This is a genomic window from Paraburkholderia sp. SIMBA_030, from assembly GCF_046535245.1.
GTDB lineage: Bacteria > Pseudomonadota > Gammaproteobacteria > Burkholderiales > Burkholderiaceae > Paraburkholderia.
The window spans coordinates 1-269 of record NZ_JAWRXB010000599.1 but is presented as its reverse complement, the minus strand read 5'-3'; the positions used below and the strand labels follow the sequence as shown (position 1 = coordinate 269).

At 67.7% G+C, this 269-nt stretch carries 1 protein-coding gene; it reads right to left on the bottom strand.

The features are described 5' to 3' along the window. A partial coding sequence (locus SB772_RS41350; RefSeq protein ID WP_410838693.1) for a LysR substrate-binding domain-containing protein occupies positions 1–269 on the bottom strand: 269 nt, incomplete at both ends.

Genomic DNA, 269 nt, shown 5'->3' with positions numbered 1-269 from the left:
CATTGCGCACCAGCGTATTGACCATGCTCGCGACGACATCGCGCACCTGAAACCTCACGCGCGGCACGGCTTCCTTCAGCGCCTGCACCAGCTCGGGCAGCGAGCTCGCCGCGAATGTCGGCAGGCATGCGATACGCACGGTGCCGCTCGCGCCGTCGCCGAGCGCCCGTGCGTCGATCAGCACATGCTCCATGTCGTGCAGCGACTTTTGCAGAAGCGGCAGCACGTCGCGACCGGTGGGCGTCAGCGCGACCTTGCGGCTGTTGCGG